Origin of the sequence: Arthrobacter humicola, from assembly GCF_022803015.1 — a bacterium.
Lineage (GTDB): Bacteria > Actinomycetota > Actinomycetes > Actinomycetales > Micrococcaceae > Arthrobacter > Arthrobacter humicola_A.
This window is the reverse complement of record NZ_JAFKON010000002.1, coordinates 332,152-347,555: the sequence shown is the minus strand read 5'-3', so window position 1 is coordinate 347,555 and position 15,404 is coordinate 332,152. Positions and strand designations below refer to the sequence as shown.

Here is a 15,404-nt window from a genome sequence, read left to right as displayed (position 1 = left end):
CATGGCCGAGAACCAGAGCACCGAAACCGTGGAGCACATCCTGACCCTGGACTGCCCGGAAACGCGCGGGATCGTCCACGCCGTTTCCGGCTTCCTGCTGGACCAGGGCTGCGACATCCTGGAAAGCAAACAGTTCGACTCACAACTGGACGGCCATTTCTTCATGCGGCTCCACTTCGCCTCGACCGGGGACCAAACAACCCTGGACACGCTTCGGGAAGCCTTCGTTCCGGTCGCCGACAAATTCGGCATGCGCTGGGACCTGCGGCGGCACGGCAGCAAACGGCGGGTCCTGATCATGGTCTCGAAGTTCGAGCACTGCCTCAACGATCTGCTGTACCGGGCCCGCACCGGTGAACTGCCCATCGAGATCGTCGGCGTCGTCTCGAACCATCCCGATCACCGGCGGACCGTCGAATGGCACGGAATCCCGTTCTTCCATGTGCCCATCACCCCGGACACCAAGCCCGCGGCCGAGCAGCGGCTCCTGGAACTGATCGACCGGATGGACGTTGAACTGGTGGTCCTGGCCCGCTACATGCAGGTCCTCAGCGACAACCTCACCCGCCAGCTGGATGGCCGCGCCATCAACATCCACCACTCCTTCCTGCCCAGCTTCAAGGGCGCGAAGCCCTACCACCAGGCGCACGCCCGGGGCGTGAAGACGGTCGGCGCCACAGCCCACTATGTCAACGCCGAACTGGACGAGGGGCCGATCATCGCCCAGCAGGTGGTGGAAGTAGACCACACCTTCGGGCCCGAGGACCTCGTGGCCGCCGGACGCGACACCGAGTGCAAGGCGCTCTCCAACGCCGTCCGCTGGCACTGCGAGGGACGCGTCATCCTCCAGGGCAACAGGACGGTCGTGCTGCGCTAGGTTTGGCAGCATGATCCTGCCCCTCGAGGACCGCGAAGCCGCCGCCCCTGCCTACATCCTGCGGGGTGCCCTCATCACGGACGGCGACTGCACACCGGGCTGCGTGGTGGCGGTGAACGGCGGCCTGATCGCCTACGCGGGACCCGGCGACGGCTTTGACGCCGCACATTTCCCGGGTGCGGAGGAGCTCCCGCTGCCGCCCGGCAGCTCCCTGCTTCCCGGGCTTGTCGACCTCCATTGCCACGGCGCCGCGGGCGGCGGATTCCCGGCCGGCAACGACCGGGCCTGCCGGGCCGCCGTGGACTTCCTGCACCGCAACGGGACCACCAGCCTCCTGGCCAGCCTCGTCACGGCCCCGGAAGATGAGCTGGTGGGGTCGCTCGGCGTACTCAAGGTCCTGGCGGCCGAGGGACTGATCGCCGGCGTGCACTGCGAGGGACCCTTCCTCTCCGCCGCCCGCTCCGGCGCGCAGGACCCGCACTGGCTCCGCGCCCCCGACCCTGCGCTGCTCCGGCGGCTGGTGGCGGCGGCCGGCGGAGCCCTGCGGACCATGACGTACGCCCCCGAACTGCCCGGCGCGGGTGAGCTCCTCCGGATCCTCACTGACCACGGGGTGATCCCCTCGCTGGGCCATACCGATGCCGCTGCCCCCGTGGCCGCGGCCTCACTGGCGGAGGCCGCGGACCTCATCCGCGGGGGCGCGGCTTCCGGGGCCTTCGGGCCGCGCGCCCGGCCCACGGTGACCCATCTGTTCAACGGCATGCCTCCCCTGCACCACAGGAGTCCCGGACCGGCGGCCGCGTGCCTGCGGCTGGCGGCCGCCGGCACGGTCGTCGTCGAGCTCGTCGGCGACGGCGTCCACCTCGACCCGGAGACGGTCCGGATGGTCTTTGACCTGGTCGGAGCCTGGGGCATCGCGCTGGTGACGGACTCCATGGCGGCGACCGGGCTGCCCGACGGCGACTACGAACTCGGCCCCGCGGATGTGGTGGTGCACGACGGCGTGGCCACCCTGCGGAGCAACGGCGCCCTTGCCGGGGGAACGGCGACCCTGTTGGAGGTTGTCCGCGCCACCATCGCGGCGGGAGTGAGTCCGGCCGACGCCGTAGCGGCGGCCACCCTGGTCCCGGCCCGTGTCCTGGGCCTGGAGGCCGAGATCGGCGCCCTCCGGGCGGGAATGCGCGCGGATATCATCGCCGTCGACCCGGGTTTCGACCTCGTGGCCGTGCTGCGCGGCGGACGGATCCTGCCGGACCATCGACGTGCCGAGCGTTAGCCCCTGAACCCGCGGGGCCCACGGCGGCGCGGAAGTTTCGAGCCCCTCGTTTTGTTGTTCTGAGTGTGGGCAAACATTACTTCCGGAAAGGAGCCCGCCATGATCCGCATCGCTATCGTGCTCGGGAGCACCCGGCCCGGTCGCCTCGGAAAGGCCGTCGCCGACTGGGTAAGTGCCCGGGCATCAGAACGCGGCGATGCCACCTTTGACGTCCTCGACGTCGCCGATTTTGATCTTCCGCTGCTGGACGAGCCGCTGCCACCCTCCCTCGGCCGGTACAGCCAGCCCTACACCAAGGCCTGGTCCGAAGCTGTCGACGGATTCGACGGCTACATCTTCGTCACGGGCGAGTACAACCACTCGATTCCCGGCGCACTGAAAAACGCTGTGGACTACCTCTACAAGGAGTGGAACAACAAGGCGGCCGGGTTTGTCAGCTACGGAAGCAGCGGCGGCATCCGCGCCGTCGAACACTTCCGCGGAGTGTCCGCGGAGCTGCAGATGGCCGACGTCCGGGCCCAGGTGGCGCTGCCCCTGGCCACGGAATTCGCGAATTACCGCACTTTCATCCCGACGGCGGCCGCGGAAAAGAGCCTGCAGATCCTGTTTGACCAGGTGATCGCGTGGTCCGGCGCGCTGAAGGTCCTCCGGCCAGGCCATGCCCACGGAACAGAAGACGCCAGCGCGGCGTGACCGCTGCCCAGGCTGAGCCCGGATTGCCGTCCCGGCGCATGCCGGTGTCCGCCTACGCCGGAGTCCCCGTCCTGCGCCGCCGCCGACGAACGGGGGGCGTGTCTCCGCCGTGTGGCGCCGCGGCATAGGGACTGGGCTGGGGCACGTTCTGGCCCGGAACGGAATCGGGCACCAGGACGTGGACCGTGCCGCCGGATGATTCCCGCGCGGCTCCGCCTGCGACGCTGCGCAGGTAGTCAAGGGCGCCTTCTTCGCTGAACCCGTACTCCCGCACCAGCGTCCGCAGCGCCAGCCCGGCCAGTGCCCGGGAGAGCTGCGCCGAGGAGAGGTCTGCGCCGCCGCCGGACCTCAGCGCCAACTCCTGGACCAATCGCAGTGCACGGGAGATGTAGCGGGCCAGCCGAGCCGCTGCGATGATGTCTGCGCTGGTGAAGACGTGCGGCCACGCGGCGTACAGGTTCACGGCGGCATGGAAGACCGCTTGTGGTGCCAGTGGAACGGATACGAGGGACCGGACCCCGAAGGCTGCGGCGGCGCTGGCGTATCCGGGCCAGCGCCGCTCCAGGGAAGTGTCGCCCACGAACACATATTCGCCGGTTCGGACCGCCGTGCGGGCGGGCCCGTCGTCGAAGGAACGCTGCGCCTCGTCGGCGGCCCGTGCCGGTGCGCTGCCCGCGGTCAGCGTGAGTGCCTCCGCGGACCCGACCAGTGTCACTGCCCAGCTGATCCCACGGCCGGGACCACCGATGTCGTCGACAAACTCACTCACGGCTTCGCTGAGGAAGGCACCGACATCCGGGTCGTTGAAGTGCAGCTCCCAGAAGGAGGCATAACGATCCTGCCGGCCGTCTCTTGCAATTCCTTGGGTCATGTTCCACGCTCGAGATCAAAGCACGCAGCTCACTGCTGAACCGATGAAAACAGCATACGTCCGGGCGGACACCGCCGCGCCTCCCATTTGTCAGAGCCAGGGCCTCTGTCGCATTGGTATGGTTCCGGGCTGTCCCGGCGACCTGTTTCGATGAACTGTTCCTCAGCTGTTCCGGCAGCTGTTCCGCTGAGCTGTTCCCGTGACAGCGGGAAATCCGCTTCAGCGCCGCGGCGGCCCAGGGAGGCATTCAACATCCGCCCTGGACCGCCCGCCCCGGCTTCAACACCAGTCGCGGAGGACCCGTCCCGCCGTGGCACAACCATTAATACCCGCGTTCCGCCGGTCCCAAAAGGGCCTTTGGGCCCGTGCGGGTCGGCAGGGCACTACCGCCCATTTCACCCCCGGCGGATGAGGTCCGCACCCGCGTCCGGGCAGACGATGGATATGCCCTTCGATGCCCCACTGCTCGGGGGCGATCCCAGCTGGGAGAGGAGCCCTCAAATGTCAAGACCGCACGCAATCACCGTGGGATCCATCGCGCTTGCGACCGCCTTCGTACTGCTCACCGGATGCAGCCCCACGAGTCCGCCGGCTGCCACCCCAAGCCCCACCGCGGCCATCTCGAGCCCGCCTGCGAGCGTGTCGGAAATCTGCGCTGCTGCCGATGCCCATGCCGCGGCCCTGGCGAATTTCAAGGCCACGCTCAAGCCGGACGCCACAATCGAGCAGGTGCGCGCGGCCCAAGACCAAGTCTCCAAGACCTATGAAGAGCTGGCCAAGGCAAGCGAGAACCTCGCCCAGCAACGGGCGGAGGCGGTGATGGCCGCCGAAGCCAAGTTCAATGCCGCCGTCGCCGCGGTGCCTGACAACGCCACGTTGACTCAAGCAGCTGATTCCCTCCGGGACGAAGCCTCCAACGTCGAGGCCGCGATCCGGGACCTCAGGACCGAGGTCAAGTGCTGACGGTCCCGTGCGGACCGCCGTGGGCGCGTAGTTGTTCCGGATCCCTCTCGACCACGGACCCTGCAGGCCGGTAGAGTTCCCGAATCTGTTCCGGACACTTCTAGGAGGCCACCGTGCTTAGAGGAATCAGCAGGATGACGGGTGCTGTGGCAGGGCTGGTGCTTTCGCTCGGCATGATCGCACCGTCCGTGACGGCAGTGGCCGCGGCGGGCTACGACTTTGATTCTGCCTCCAGCCTGCAGGTGGTGGTCAACAAGCACCGGCAGCTGAACCCGGCCGCTTATGTACCGGGGCAGCTGGTCAGGGTCCAAGCGGAACGGTTGCGGGCGCCGGCCGCGGACGCCTACAAGCAGTTTGCCAAAGCCGCCAAGGCGGCCGGCGTGAACGTCATGCCGATCAGCGGCTACCGTTCGTTCAGCGAGCAGGCCAGCCTCTATGACAGCTACGTGCGCCAGTACGGACAGGCGACGGCGGACACCCTTGCTGCCCGGCCCGGCTACAGCGAACACCAGACCGGCCTGTCGATGGACATCGGCAATGCCAGCGGAACCTGCGCCCTGCAAGCCTGCTTCGCCAATACCCCGGCAGGGCGGTGGGCGGCCGAGCACGGCTGGGAGTACGGATTCATCATCCGATATCCGGCCGGGGCCGAGGCCACTACCGGCTACACCTACGAGCCATGGCATCTGCGCTATGTGGGAAAGGTTATCGCCGAGGATATGCAAAGCACCGGGATTGCCACCCTTGAGAAGTACTTCGGTCTGGAAGCGGCGCCCGATTATCTCCAATAGAGGGTTCTCTTTCCCGTCGCGGCCGATTGGGCGCCAAGGACAGCTCGCCCACGCAGGACCCCCCGGAGACGGGGTTAGGGTTGGGCGGAATCAAAGAAAGCGGTCATCCGAAAGGCCGCCGGCGGCTTCGCGTGCCTTGCCCTGGATGAACTCCCTGTCCTCGTCGCTAAGCACGGCTTCGCCATGGGTGTCGATGTCGGCGTTTTCGCCCGTTTCCTTGTTGAAAATTGCCGTCAGGGTGCGGGGCAGCACCATGCATCCAGGGTTGTCCATCAGCCACTGCTGGGTGGTCGGATCGAGCCGGTTCCATTGTTCCTTGATGTGCATGTTAGTCACTGCTGCCTCTCAGGCATCGGTTCAACGACAAACCTGTCGGGCTTTTGCTGACAGGGGAATACGTGCGATGCCATCGGGCTGACTGGATATTGACCGCCGATGCTGACAACCCTACGTGTTCCAGGTTCGAATGAACCGTCCGTCAACATGACAAAACTAAAAACTCGTAGCCTCGTTCCCATGGAACGAGGCCCAGGCCTCTTGCCGGTAGCGATGGAGCGGGATTTCATCTCATCGACGTGGATATCTGTGATCCTCCAAACGGGTGCTGGTCAGTGTGTGGCGGCCAGCTGCCTGGAGCTGAAGGACTTCAGCGTCAGCGTGCCCCCCGCCGTGACGGCCTTGATGTTCGGCGTCCCCGCGGTGGGGAAGACCAGTGACGTCATGGTCTTTTCTCCGCCGTTGATGAAAACCTCCACCGAGCTGTAGTCGACGAAAATCGACAGCTCCACTTTCCCGTCTCGCGCTGGGCTGACTGCCCGCCGCGATGCCCGGTAGTCCGGACTGAGTTCGGCCTTGCCGGTGGCGGCAGCGTCGGACTCCCGGGAGATGAATGCTGACTCGGTGGCGAAGTCGTATCCGACGGTCGCGAACGTTCCGCCGTCGCTTCCGAGCTCGATCCTGGCAACGGAACCGTCGTCCTGCGCTGTCCGCTCAAGAGTCACATCGAGCCGGTACGCCCCGCCTTCCGGGACCGGCAGTTGTCCTGCGCCATCCGGTGTCAGTCGACGTTCCCCGGTGGTTGCCGCCGGGCCTTCAAGGGCCTTCATGGCGGTCGTGGGGCTCGACACCAGCGTTGGCTTTCCGGCGATTGTCTCCAGTCGTATGTCCCTCACTATGGAGTCGGCTCCGCCGTGCCAGTCCTGAGTGGGCAACTGCCGGGCGTATTGCCAGTTGTTCATCCACCCGATGGCGTGCCGCGAGGACATCCGCTGGCTTTCGGTGAGCCTGGGATCATCCCACGTCACGGCGGCGTAGAAGTCGGAGCCGGCGTCGAGCCACTGGTGCGGCCCGTCAGACGGGGTGAATCGGGTTCCGTCCCATTCGCCAGTCCAGTAGGCGACGCCCGTGGTGAAGCCCTCTTCGCTCCCGTTGGCGCTGGCGGCAAGGACCCAGGTCCGTTTGGCTGGATCACCGTCGAGATCCAGCTGGAAGAGGTCCGGGCATTCCAGGACGCCCAGACCTTTGCGTTCGATGCCCGAGGCGTAGTGCCAATTCTTCAGGTCCGGCGAGGTATACATGCCGATTTTGCTGCCTTCGGCCAGGGCCATCACCCATTGGCCGTGGGCTTCATCGCGGATGATCTTAGGGTCCCGCCAGTCCGGTTCGCCAGGATTTTCCATGACCGGATTCTCCGCATAGGCGGTGAATGAGTATCCGTGGTCGGTGGAATAGAACAAGGATTGGCGCTGGATGCCCTGGTCCTGCTGCGTCATGACCGCGATGACGGCTCCCTTGCCGAAGCCGGCCGAATTGTCGTGGTCCACCACGGCGCTTCCGGTCTCGATGTCGCCCAGCCCGTTTTTGTACTTGGTGATCGCCACTCCCTCCTCCTTCCAGTGCACCAGGTCCGTGCTGGTTAGGTGGTACCACTCGGTGCCGTTCTCCTTCGGGTACCCGGCGTTGTAGAGGTAGTAGTAGTGCCACACGCCGTCGAGCAGGATGGGACGCTGCGGATCATTCATCCAGTTCTTCCCGGGCGTTATGTGATAGCTCGGCCGGAACTCGGATGCCCCCTCGGGCCGGTCGAAGGCTGACTGCGCCTGCCCGGCGTGGCTCTGGGAGCCCGGGCGGGATCCCGGCGATGGGACCAGCGCCACTGCGATCAGAACGGCCGCGGCCGCGGCGGCCACTATCCAGATCGTCCAATGGTTTTTCATGATTCAACATTCCTGATCTTGGTGGAAGCCATCCCGCCCATCTATGGCCCGTCGGCCTGGGGCCTGCAGTGGGACGGAAGCACCCGGGATTCCGGGCGCTTCCGCCTCATGACTGCCTACTGCACTACTTGTAGAGGCCGGCACCGCCGACGTTGAGGTTCGTGGGCAGGTACCCGAACGGGCCCAGACCGTTCTGGCCGAAAGTGCGGTCAACGGCCGAAACTCCGTTGCGGAAGTTGATCTTCACGGTGGGCGAGAGGGAACCGCCGCGTACACCGTTCACGTTGTCGATAAAGGACTGCACCAGCCCGCCCGGCTGAACGTAGTGCGAGTAGGCCTGGAACTGGCGGCCGTTCTGGCGGGGGTCCGGTCCTTCGGGGGCATTGGCCGGCATGTTCAGGTCCGTGGGGGATGCCAGCGTCAGGCCGCTGTTGTTCATGGGCTGGTAGTCGGAACGGACGCCGTCGCCAACAAAGCCGTACACGCCGTCGGGGCCGCGCATTCCATCCGCATAGGTGAACTGGTGGCTGATGGTGAACAGGTAGTACTTGTTCTTGCCGCCCTCGTTCTGGATGAAGATCTGCGGACGCTCGGTCTGGTCGTTGACGCAGTTGGCGGACAGGACCGGCGGCAGGAAGTGCCACTTGGTCAGGTCTTTGTTGTCCGCCACGGCCAGGCCCACGTTGGCGGTCTGGAACCATGCACCGGTGGTGGCGTTGACGGTGTTCGCGGATTCGGCGTTGGCGTCCCCGGGCTGGTAGCCCAGGTCCTGGTCCGTGCACTTGTAATCGCCCCGCTGGCCACCGGTGTTGCCTTCGAAGACCATGAAGGTCTTGCCCGGGTGCGCCGGGTCCGCGAACGTGTAGGGGTCCCGGAAGGCGAACCCTGGGTTCTGGGCCTTGTTCTGGTACATGACGCCGTCCGGCTCAAGGAGTTTGGTGTGCTCGAAGCCGTCGAAGCTCACGCCGTTCTTGTCAGCGTGGATGTTGCCCAGCGCCTTGGCAATCACGGCATCCGGGGCGATTCCGCCGCCGCCGGCGTTGCGCTCGGCAACGTCGTAGAACGTCGTTGCGGTGTAGAAGACGTTGACGTGGTTCCCCTGCATGAGGCGGGTCGAACCGGACCATTCGGTGTTGCCGACGGAGGTGTTGTCCAGGAACAGGTGTCCGCCGTAGTTCCACTTGTCCTTGGCCGGATCGGCGTTGGTCTTGCGGAAGAAATAGCCGATCCGGGCGTTCCAGTGCCGCTGGTCGAAGCCGTAGCCGGCGTGGCGGTCGGCAACGAGTGAGAAGATCACGTCCCAGCCCTTGTAGCTGATCTGGTTTGCGTTCTCATCGGTCAGGGACCAAGTGTCCCAAACCCAGACGTCGTCGTTCATGGCCGGGAAGTCCTGGGGGATTTCCGGCATGGTGACGTTCGGGCTCATGGAGTTCTGGCCCGGGGTTACGCTTGTGCTGCTTTGGGCCATAATCTGCTTGGCATCGGCACGCGTCCACTTGGAGGTGAAGGCCGCGGCCGGATCGAACGCCTGCTGGGTGTGCTTCGTGGGCAGGGGGAAGCCGGGGGTCGGAGCCGGCATCTGGCCGCCGCTCGGCGGATCCGAGGGCGTGTTTGCCTGGGCTGACGGAACGGCAAGGAAGACGGAGGCCGCCACGGCCGCCGCCAGTGCCGCGGCGACAGAACGCCACCGCAGCTTCCGGTGTGTATTGGGGTGCTCGTGCATTTTTGCTCTTCTCGCGGAGTTGAGACCATTCGTGGAAGACGGGCATATGCCCTCATTCCCCGAAACTCCGGCAGCCCCGATGACACCACAGGCGTCATCGAGGACGCCATCGTGTCGAGGGGACGGGACCTCGGTAGGGCCCCGTCGGTGGCCCGGGAGGGTGCTGACCTCCTGGACGTTCATCACCGTAGACAGTGCTGGCGAGGATTCAAAACCACATTTCAGACACCAAAACGGCTCACACCCCGGTCGATGTAAGCGCTTGCACAATCTCTCCGCGCGCGTGCCACGACTCTAAGATTCAGTCAAATATTTCCTAAAAAATATGCTTTCTTTTTCACGTCGCCCGCCGTTTACCCGTTCGTTGCCCCGCGGCCGTCCATCACCCAGCCCAGCACTGCTGAGTCCGACGCCGGCGCCTTGAGTAAGGCACCGGGCTGCCTAAAGCGTTGGTACTCCGGTCACCGGGGGCCACGAATCCGGCGATAGGTGCCACAGATCCCCAACCATTCCCGGGTGCCTCACGTCGCTTCTTTCGTCCCCGGGGTGGCGGGGAATTCGGTCCGGAACCCGATCAATTTGTGGGTGCCGTCGCAGTAGGGTTTGATCGCGGACGCGCCGCAGCGGCACAGGGCCACTGTTTTGCGCGTCCGCGGCACTGCTCCCCCGGACGGGGTGACGATCTCAAACTCACCGCGGACCAGGATCGGTCCGTCGGGACACATAACAATGGCGGCGTCGTTGGACGATTCTTGCGGGCTCTGGTTCATAGATGCTCCCTGGCTGGGTTCGTGCCCGGGTCAGACCCCGGCGGGGACGGGCGGCTTCAGCGACGACGTGCCGTTCTGCCACGCCCCGATGATGTGCGCGGTGAGCCGGGCGTCGATGGCAAGCGCCGCCGTCGCGCCGAACAGGACGTCCGGAAAAAGGTCCGGTTCTGCCTCCACGAGCCCTCCGGCGAGATCCCGGCCCGCGATTTGTTCGTGGACGGCGTCGGCTTCGACATGCTCGTCGAAGTACGCGGTCACATCGGCCCCGAGTCCGAGACGCCGGAAACCGTTGCCGTACTGCTGGTTCGGCCGGGAGGAGGTCATCTCATAAATCGCCAGATGCCCTGCGATGGCTCCCCGCAGTCTGCGGTTCAGCCCGAAAAGGGACATCATGTTGACCGCGGCGAGGGAGATGGCCGGGACGGCGTCCACATAAGCGCCGTAGACATCGTCCAGCCCCAGCCCTCGCATGGTCCGGGCGAAAAGTGCGCTGTGCATGCGGTCCGGGCGGCCTCCGCCGTACTCGTCAGCCTGGATCTCCACCAGTGCAGCCTTGGCCCGCCCGGTCAGCCTCGGGATCGCCCAGGTGTGCGGATCGGCTTCCTTGAGCTGATAGATCGATTTGTGGACCAGGAATTCACGGAGCTGCCCGAGGGTGGCCTTCTTCGCCACATGGCGGGACATGTCCGGTCCACCGTCCTGGCCCGCGAGCCCGAACAGAATGTCCGCCACCGCGTCGCTGTCCAGGCCGGCGGCAGGAGCAGGCTGGACTGATCCGGCGGACGAGCGGGCCGCAGACCGCAGCGCCAGCTCGAAGGGTTCCTCCAGCAGCTGCCGGAGTGTGACCAGCCCGGGGTTCCATTCCCAGCGGTCGTCCACCCCGTCCAGGCCGCCGTAATGCAGCTCGTAGAGGCAGAACAGGGTCAATTGCACATCGCCGTCGTCGATGAGGTCATCGGCGAGTGCCAGCTGCCCCTCGGTGAGATCGAGCAGCGTGCCCTGGGCTGCGGAATCAGCTCCGGTCCCGTCGGCCAGAAGCCGGAACAGGGCGCCGCTTATGGGTCCGCGCGCGTCAGGGATCTTCATGTTTTTCTCCTACGTGGGCCTCAGCGATACTGGCTGCGGCCGGTGAAAGTGCGTCGATGCGGGTCCGGCGCGGGGTACTGGCCGGAGGGGCCCATGGGTGCAGCCCCTTAGCTGTTGCCGGTGTAGACGAGGCTGTCCGGGTCGACTTCGTTCTCCGGGGCATCCGCGAGTCCCTGCGGGGACAGATCCATGTCCATCAGCGCGGGTCGTTGATTGTGGGCCGCGGAGGCTCCGGTGGTGGCAGTGCTGTGGTTGGAAACGGTGTGCCCCTAATACTTTGTTGGATACAGGCCCCGGAGGGTGCTGCCTGTCACGGGCGGGGTATTTCCATCTGGAACCCGCACCGGCACCGGAGAACGCGCGTCCGAAGATAGTCGCCCAGAACATCCGGGCTCCCGGCGTGTGTGGAAACCGCCCGGTGGGCACTTCGCCGCTCGGGGTCCACTGCGGACATCGGCTCCTGGCAGTGGCGGTAGGCGTCCTCCCGGTGCATGGCGCCGCCGCTGTTCCCGTTCCGCGCCGGGATGATTGCGAGAAACGCCGCAGTCGTTGCTACCACGTGCGAGCTGCCGCAGTTGGTGCAGCTGATGGCGGCCGCGAGGGTTTCCTGCTGCGGATTCAAGGTGGCGACAGAGTCCAGGAGCAGGTGCCGGTCGGTCTCACATGTCGCACACCAAGGCCGGCGCCCTCGGGGCTGGTGGGCATCCCGGGGCAAGTACGTGCTGGACGTGATTGTCATCCGGGTCAGACCAGGCCGGGGTAGCTGGCCAGGATGTAGTCCGCCGCGGCTGGTCCTTTCATGCGGAGGCCGTTGCGCTTGGGATGGATCTGCTTTTCTTTCATTGCCGCCCAGAAGGCATCTTCGGTGCGGGGCGCGGTCTGGCGCAGGAAGCACCAGCTGGTGTAGAGCCCGTAAAGGCAGTCCCGGCCCAGGGCGTGGTCGGATGCAGGGTCCCGGGTGGTGGCTTCCTGCAGGAATTGGTCGTATTGGGAAGTTGCCATGAGTGGCTCGTTTCTTCGCGGTGCATTTTGTGCCGCCGTGTGGCTACAGCAGCTGAGCGTCAAGGCCATGCACGGGGCGATGAAGCAAGATCCCGCACTGCTGCGTCACCGCAGATCCGGGGATAAAGCGTTACTGGGCTGGCGGTCCACATCCTCCGGAAACCAGCCAATGCAACTTCTCTACAATGTAGACTGTAGGCGTAGACTACACATTAAGCAACCGGCTTTTCATCCCGGAAATGCAACCACTCTGTATCGACCCGAACGGAAAACCATGTCGCCCGAAGAGCACCCGGCGCCCCCTGCGGCTCCCGGCAAGAAAGCTCGCCTCAGCCGGGAGATTGTCCTGTCGACGGCACTGGCACTGGTGGACGCCGAAGGACTCGACGCCCTCACCATGCGCAGGCTCGGGCAGGAGCTCGGCCGGGACCCCATGAGTCTGTACCGCTACGCCGCCAACCGCGCAGCCCTGCTGGACGGCGTCTCAGAACTCGTGCTGGATGAACTGGCCATCATTCCCGATGATCCCGACTGGCAGTCGCAGCTCCGGCGCATTGCCCACGACCTGCGGCTCCTGGCGCTCCGGCACCCCAACGTCGTGCCCCTCCTCGTGACCCGCCCCCTGTCAACGCCCCTGGGCCTGCGGCCGCTGGGAACATTGCGTCCGCTGGAGCAGATCCTGTCCCTGCTGATCGACGCCGGATTCGCCCCCGTTGACGCATTGCACGTCTACCGCGCCTACTACGGATACCTCTACGGGCACATCCTCAACGAACTGCAGGAATTCGTCGTCGACCCCGAGGAAAACGAGGCCCTTCTCCGGCTGGGCCTGCACCGCCTGCCGCCGAAAGACTTCCCCCGACTCCGCGCCCTCGCCCCGGTCCTCGCCGACTACGACGGGATGGCCGAACTGGATGAGGGGATCACCATCCTGCTCTCGGGGCTCGCGGGCCGCCTCCCGCTGCCGGACTCCCCGACCGAACCCTGATCCGGAATTTCCCCTGGAAAGGCACCGGCCATCTCAGCCCGGGCTGGACAGCCGGTCCTTGGCCTGATGCCTTCCGGGCCCCACGGGCAGAAGCTCTGTGGCCTGCGCGAGACCTTCGGTAGGCATAGAAACATACATGCTCTCGGCCCTGCTTACCTGGAAGGTCTCATGCCAGATGCCGACAGCTTTTGGGGCCTTCCTTGCCTGGCGGTTGAAGGCAGCCCAGGCGGGTCTGTGCTCGGACTGGGGCGCGCTGGCGTAGGCATACAGCTTGTCCACCGAGTCCCAGTACTGCACAATGACCGGCCCGCCGGCTCCGAGGGCAAACCGGCAACCAAGGAGCCCGGAACCCGGCTCCCGGAAGAGTTCGGTCAGCATCCGGGGCATCGCAAGGAACACCGGCAGCCAGAGATCCGGACGCCAGGGCCTGTTGATGCGCATGCCGATGAGGAAGACCACCAAATCACCGGAATGGCGGTGAGCGAAACGCCCAGCATTGATGCGTGCCATACTTTTCTCCTAACTGGATACCGCTACTCCCCAATATTGGCGAGTGCGACTATCCAAGTCAAGGAGAAACTTTGCGCATCTCACAGCTGGCCGCTGCTACTGAGATTCCGGTGGCCACCATCAAGTACTACCTTCGGGAGAAATTGCTTCATGAGGGCGTGCTGACGTCCGCGACGCAGGCCCGCTACGACGACTCGCATGTTCGGCGGCTGAAGCTCATCCGGGCACTCATTGGGACCGCCGGGCTCAGCATCAGCGCCACCCGCCAGGTACTGCTTGGCCTGGAGAACCCGCCGGAGTCAGGCCACGACCTGCTCGGAATTGCGCACCACGCGGTCACTCGGACCGCACCGGACGACGTCGATCTCTCCCCGGCACAGCGGCTCCTGGACCGCTGGGGATGGGGCGCAGAGACATGCGACCGCGATACTCAGGCCGCCCTGGTGGACGCCCTGCACGGGCTCTCAGATGCCGGGTTCGATGCGCCGGCCGCACTCTTGGACCGCTACGCCGCGGCAATGCGGGACATCGCGGCGGCCGACGTCGAAAGTGTCCCCACGGATTCGGCCGAGGCCGCCATGAGGCACGTGGTTCTTGGGACACTCCTGATGGAACCGGTACTCCTGGCCATGCGCCGGCTTGCCCAGCAAAGCGCATCCTTCCAGCGGTTTGGCGAGGCGGAGTCCTAGACGACCGGGGAGCGCCGCTCGATCAGCACCGTATCCCGCCATTGCCCCTCGCTGGGGCCGTAGCTCATGCGGGCAATGCGGTTCCGCCGGCCGACGACGGCAAATCCGTTCGCGAGGTGGAGCTTCAGGCTTGCTTCGTTTTCGGGGAAGACACTGGCCTGGATCGTCCAGATCCCGCACCGTTCGGTCGATGCGGCCAAGGCCTGAAGCAGCGCGGCCCCGACTCCCTTGCCGCGGGCTTCCGCGGCGACGTAGACGGAGTGTTCGACCACGCCGGCATAAACGGGCCGCGCCGACACCGCGGAGACAGCCGCCCAGCCAAGGATCCCGCCCTCGGGAGCCTCGGCGACGAGGCGGTGCGCGGGAAGCCGGGAACTGGTGAAGCGTTCCCAGTCCGGCACTTCCGCCTCAAAGGTGGCGTGGCCGGTGGCGATTCCTTCACGGTAGATTCCCCGGACGGCCGGCCAGTCGTCCTCGCGCATGGAGCGGATCGTCACCGCGGACTGTTGCGCGGTCACAGCGTCGCCAGGAGCCCGGCCGTCTGCTCGAGCGCCCCGGGCACCAGGGAGTAGTAGGCCCACGTGCCGCGCTTTTCACGGTGCAGCAGCCCGGCCTCGACCAGGACCTTCAGGTGGTGGGAGACCGTGGGCTGGCCCAGGTCCAGCGGCTCGGTGAGGTCGCAGACGCATGCCTCCCCTGACTCGCCGGCCTTGACGATGGAGAGCAGCCGGAGCCGGTTCGGGTCGGCCAGCGCCTTGAAAACCAGGGCCCTCTGCTGGGCTTCCTCGGGACCCAGGGCAGGGGGCCCTGCCGGGGTGCAGCAGGATTCATCCGTGGCCGGCTCGAGTACAGGCAACAACTTCATGTACCCATTATGCCCTGATATTGATATACATCAATGTATGGGCGCAAGAGCTCGGGTCGGGCGACCTGGCGCAGATCTGTTTTG

General features: G+C 65.8%; 17 protein-coding genes. 7 read left to right on the top strand and 10 right to left on the bottom strand.

Annotated features, from left to right (window positions below):
* The first annotated feature begins 1 nt into the window (after position 1).
* From purU to ARTB_RS06560, 3 genes are all read left to right on the top strand, one after another.
* On the top strand, positions 2-877 hold the full coding sequence (purU, locus tag ARTB_RS06570) for a formyltetrahydrofolate deformylase (protein ID WP_243178245.1): 876 nt from the start codon (positions 2-4) through the stop codon (positions 875-877).
* Positions 878-887: 10 nt separating this feature from the next.
* Complete coding sequence (locus tag ARTB_RS06565; protein WP_243178244.1) at positions 888-2,153, top strand: N-acetylglucosamine-6-phosphate deacetylase; 1,266 nt, start codon at positions 888-890, stop codon at positions 2,151-2,153.
* Positions 2,154-2,252: 99 nt separating this feature from the next.
* Entirely contained in the window at positions 2,253-2,846 is a 594-nt protein-coding gene (locus tag ARTB_RS06560) for an NADPH-dependent FMN reductase (protein WP_243178243.1), read from the top strand.
* 52 nt (positions 2,847-2,898) lie between these two features.
* On the opposite strand, the gene ARTB_RS06555 is transcribed toward ARTB_RS06560, so the two are convergent.
* The gene (locus ARTB_RS06555; RefSeq protein ID WP_243178242.1) at positions 2,899-3,717 is read right to left on the bottom strand and encodes a GAF domain-containing protein; all 819 of its coding nucleotides are present in this window, start codon (positions 3,715-3,717) and stop codon (positions 2,899-2,901) included.
* A 501-nt stretch (positions 3,718-4,218) separates the two neighbouring features.
* On the opposite strand from ARTB_RS06555, the gene ARTB_RS06550 reads away from it, so the two are divergent.
* Together ARTB_RS06550 and ARTB_RS06545 are read left to right on the top strand one after the other, a co-directional pair.
* The gene (locus ARTB_RS06550; RefSeq protein ID WP_243178241.1) at positions 4,219-4,680 is read left to right on the top strand and encodes a tektin family protein; all 462 of its coding nucleotides are present in this window, start codon (positions 4,219-4,221) and stop codon (positions 4,678-4,680) included.
* Positions 4,681-4,814: 134 nt separating this feature from the next.
* Positions 4,815-5,471: a M15 family metallopeptidase gene (locus ARTB_RS06545; protein WP_243178240.1), complete on the top strand. Its 657-nt coding sequence runs from the start codon at positions 4,815-4,817 to the stop codon at positions 5,469-5,471.
* Between the two features lie 90 nt (positions 5,472-5,561).
* On the opposite strand, the gene ARTB_RS06540 is transcribed toward ARTB_RS06545, so the two are convergent.
* The 6 genes from ARTB_RS06540 to ARTB_RS06515 form a co-directional block, all read right to left on the bottom strand.
* On the bottom strand, positions 5,562-5,798 hold the full coding sequence (locus ARTB_RS06540) for a hypothetical protein (RefSeq protein WP_028278144.1): 237 nt from the start codon (positions 5,796-5,798) through the stop codon (positions 5,562-5,564).
* A gap of 281 nt (positions 5,799-6,079) precedes the next feature.
* Positions 6,080-7,687 (bottom strand): glycoside hydrolase family 32 protein, encoded by a 1,608-nt coding sequence (locus tag ARTB_RS06535; protein ID WP_243178239.1) that lies wholly within the window; start codon positions 7,685-7,687, stop codon positions 6,080-6,082.
* 124 nt (positions 7,688-7,811) lie between these two features.
* Complete coding sequence (locus tag ARTB_RS06530) at positions 7,812-9,410, bottom strand: glycoside hydrolase family 68 protein (protein WP_243178238.1); 1,599 nt, start codon at positions 9,408-9,410, stop codon at positions 7,812-7,814.
* 521 nt (positions 9,411-9,931) lie between these two features.
* Positions 9,932-10,180: a CDGSH iron-sulfur domain-containing protein gene (locus ARTB_RS06525; RefSeq protein ID WP_243178237.1), complete on the bottom strand. Its 249-nt coding sequence runs from the start codon at positions 10,178-10,180 to the stop codon at positions 9,932-9,934.
* 30 nt (positions 10,181-10,210) lie between these two features.
* Positions 10,211-11,266: an iron-containing redox enzyme family protein gene (locus ARTB_RS06520; protein ID WP_243178236.1), complete on the bottom strand. Its 1,056-nt coding sequence runs from the start codon at positions 11,264-11,266 to the stop codon at positions 10,211-10,213.
* Positions 11,267-12,010: 744 nt separating this feature from the next.
* Positions 12,011-12,268, bottom strand: a complete 258-nt coding sequence (locus ARTB_RS06515) for a hypothetical protein (protein WP_243178235.1) — start codon at positions 12,266-12,268, stop codon at positions 12,011-12,013.
* 274 nt (positions 12,269-12,542) lie between these two features.
* On the opposite strand from ARTB_RS06515, the gene ARTB_RS06510 reads away from it, so the two are divergent.
* Positions 12,543-13,256 carry a TetR/AcrR family transcriptional regulator C-terminal domain-containing protein gene (locus ARTB_RS06510; protein ID WP_243178234.1) on the top strand — a complete coding sequence of 238 codons (714 nt, stop codon included), beginning with the start codon at positions 12,543-12,545 and terminating at the stop codon, positions 13,254-13,256.
* A gap of 33 nt (positions 13,257-13,289) precedes the next feature.
* On the opposite strand, the gene ARTB_RS06505 is transcribed toward ARTB_RS06510, so the two are convergent.
* Positions 13,290-13,766, bottom strand: a complete 477-nt coding sequence (locus tag ARTB_RS06505; RefSeq protein WP_243178233.1) for a DUF4188 domain-containing protein — start codon at positions 13,764-13,766, stop codon at positions 13,290-13,292.
* 71 nt (positions 13,767-13,837) lie between these two features.
* Between ARTB_RS06505 and ARTB_RS06500 the strand changes: the two genes are divergently transcribed.
* On the top strand, positions 13,838-14,455 hold the full coding sequence (locus ARTB_RS06500) for a MerR family transcriptional regulator (RefSeq protein ID WP_243178232.1): 618 nt from the start codon (positions 13,838-13,840) through the stop codon (positions 14,453-14,455).
* On the opposite strand, the gene ARTB_RS06495 is transcribed toward ARTB_RS06500, so the two are convergent.
* Positions 14,452-14,937: a GNAT family N-acetyltransferase gene (locus ARTB_RS06495; protein WP_043436934.1), complete on the bottom strand. Its 486-nt coding sequence runs from the start codon at positions 14,935-14,937 to the stop codon at positions 14,452-14,454. The genes ARTB_RS06500 and ARTB_RS06495 overlap by 4 nt on opposite strands.
* A gap of 32 nt (positions 14,938-14,969) precedes the next feature.
* A complete protein-coding gene (locus ARTB_RS06490; RefSeq protein ID WP_243178231.1) occupies positions 14,970-15,320 on the bottom strand; it encodes an ArsR/SmtB family transcription factor in 351 nt (116 codons plus the stop codon).
* Positions 15,321-15,404: the final 84 nt, after the last annotated feature.

Excerpts from the sequence above, each read along its gene's own strand:
- purU (WP_243178245.1), top strand. The coding sequence starts at position 2 with ATGGCCGAGAACCAGAGCACCGAAACCGTGGAGCACATCCTGACCCTG.
- ARTB_RS06565 (WP_243178244.1), top strand. The coding sequence starts at position 888 with ATGATCCTGCCCCTCGAGGACCGCGAAGCCGCCGCCCCTGCCTACATC.
- ARTB_RS06560 (WP_243178243.1), top strand. The coding sequence starts at position 2,253 with ATGATCCGCATCGCTATCGTGCTCGGGAGCACCCGGCCCGGTCGCCTC.
- ARTB_RS06555 (WP_243178242.1), bottom strand. The coding sequence starts at position 3,717 with ATGACCCAAGGAATTGCAAGAGACGGCCGGCAGGATCGTTATGCCTCC.
- ARTB_RS06550 (WP_243178241.1), top strand. The coding sequence starts at position 4,219 with ATGTCAAGACCGCACGCAATCACCGTGGGATCCATCGCGCTTGCGACC.
- ARTB_RS06545 (WP_243178240.1), top strand. The coding sequence starts at position 4,815 with ATGACGGGTGCTGTGGCAGGGCTGGTGCTTTCGCTCGGCATGATCGCA.
- ARTB_RS06540 (WP_028278144.1), bottom strand. The coding sequence starts at position 5,798 with ATGCACATCAAGGAACAATGGAACCGGCTCGATCCGACCACCCAGCAG.
- ARTB_RS06535 (WP_243178239.1), bottom strand. The coding sequence starts at position 7,687 with ATGAAAAACCATTGGACGATCTGGATAGTGGCCGCCGCGGCCGCGGCC.
- ARTB_RS06530 (WP_243178238.1), bottom strand. The coding sequence starts at position 9,410 with ATGCACGAGCACCCCAATACACACCGGAAGCTGCGGTGGCGTTCTGTC.
- ARTB_RS06525 (WP_243178237.1), bottom strand. The coding sequence starts at position 10,180 with ATGAACCAGAGCCCGCAAGAATCGTCCAACGACGCCGCCATTGTTATG.
- ARTB_RS06520 (WP_243178236.1), bottom strand. The coding sequence starts at position 11,266 with ATGAAGATCCCTGACGCGCGCGGACCCATAAGCGGCGCCCTGTTCCGG.
- ARTB_RS06515 (WP_243178235.1), bottom strand. The coding sequence starts at position 12,268 with ATGGCAACTTCCCAATACGACCAATTCCTGCAGGAAGCCACCACCCGG.
- ARTB_RS06510 (WP_243178234.1), top strand. The coding sequence starts at position 12,543 with ATGTCGCCCGAAGAGCACCCGGCGCCCCCTGCGGCTCCCGGCAAGAAA.
- ARTB_RS06505 (WP_243178233.1), bottom strand. The coding sequence starts at position 13,766 with ATGGCACGCATCAATGCTGGGCGTTTCGCTCACCGCCATTCCGGTGAT.
- ARTB_RS06495 (WP_043436934.1), bottom strand. The coding sequence starts at position 14,937 with ATGCGCGAGGACGACTGGCCGGCCGTCCGGGGAATCTACCGTGAAGGA.
- ARTB_RS06490 (WP_243178231.1), bottom strand. The coding sequence starts at position 15,320 with ATGAAGTTGTTGCCTGTACTCGAGCCGGCCACGGATGAATCCTGCTGC.